This window comes from Arthrobacter sp. P4_F10 (assembly GCF_056401435.1).
In genome coordinates, this window is record NZ_JBFUJJ010000094.1 from 1 (window position 1) to 1,213 (window position 1,213).

Below are 1,213 nucleotides of genomic sequence, written 5' to 3' on the forward strand. Positions count from 1 at the left end.
GCCGGGTGCATTCGGAGCCGCCGATCAGGAAGGTCGCTTCCTTGTCTTCCCAGCATTCGAAGATGTTCGGGCAGCCGGCCTCTTCACACACGGTGTGCAGGCCTTCCTTCTTGACGAGGTTCTTGAGCTGGACGAACTCCGGGCCCATCTGGACCTTGGCCTTGATCCATTCCGGCTTCCGTTCCACCGGTGTGGCCGCGTTTCGCTGCTCAATGCGCAGCATCTTCCGGCCTTCTGGTGCCAGTGTCATAGTTCTCTTTCCTTCAGCATTCGACGACGTTGACGGCGAGGCCGCCCATGGCCGTTTCCTTGTATTTGGAGCTCATGTCCTTGCCGGTTTCCCGCATGGTCACGATGACCTCGTCGAGGGAGACCCGGTGCGTGCCGTCGCCCCAGAGCGCCATCTTGGCGGCGTTGATGGCCTTCGCGGCGGCGATCGCGTTGCGCTCGATGCACGGGACCTGGACCAGCCCGCCGATCGGGTCGCAGGTCAGGCCCAGGTTGTGCTCCATCGCGATTTCCGCGGCGTTCTCCACCTGYKSSGGCGTGCCGCCCATGACCTCGGCCAGGCCGGCGGCSGCCATCGAGGACGCCGARCCCACCTCGCCCTGGCAGCCGACCTCCGCGCCGGAGATCGAGGCCTGCTCCTTGTAGAGCACCCCGATCGCGGCCGCGGTCAGCAGGAACTTSACCACCACRTCGTCCCGGTCGGCCTGGGTGGCCTGGTCCATGCCGGGGGCGAAGTGCAGCGCGTAGTAGAGCACGGCCGGGATGATGCCCGCGGCGCCGTTGGTGGGGGCGGTGACCACCCGSCCGCCCGAGGCGTTTTCCTCATTCACGGCCAGCGCGATCAGGTTGACCCATTCCTGCCAGTACTTCGGGTCCCGGTCCTTGTCCTCCTTCAGAAGCCGCTCGTGCCAGTCGGGCGCGCGGCGGCGGACCTTGAGCCCGCCAGGCAGCAGCCCGGTGCGCTTGAGGCTGACCTCGACGCAGCCTTCCATCACCGAGTAGATGTGCAGCAGGCCCTCCCGGATCTCCGCCTCGGTGCGGGAGGCGCGCTCGTTGACCAGCATGATCTCGCCGATCGAGAGGCCCTGGGACTGGCAGTGTTCCAGCAGTTCGGCCGCCGTGCGGAACGGCAGCGGGAGTTCCTTCTTGGATTCGTCGAGTTCCTTCAGGGCCGCGTCCTCCTCGCCCTCGCGGACAATGAAGC

The 1,213-nt window shown here is 66.5% G+C and carries 1 protein-coding gene and 1 pseudogene; both read right to left on the reverse strand.

The features are described 5' to 3' along the window. Positions 1-250, reverse strand: a pseudogene (locus AC1DR1_RS23150) (lipoyl synthase); the annotation flags it as partial. A gap of 13 nt (positions 251-263) precedes the next feature. Continuing rightward, positions 264-1,213: L-serine ammonia-lyase (locus AC1DR1_RS23155; RefSeq protein WP_476993455.1), on the reverse strand; the 950-nt coding region annotated here is incomplete at its 5' end.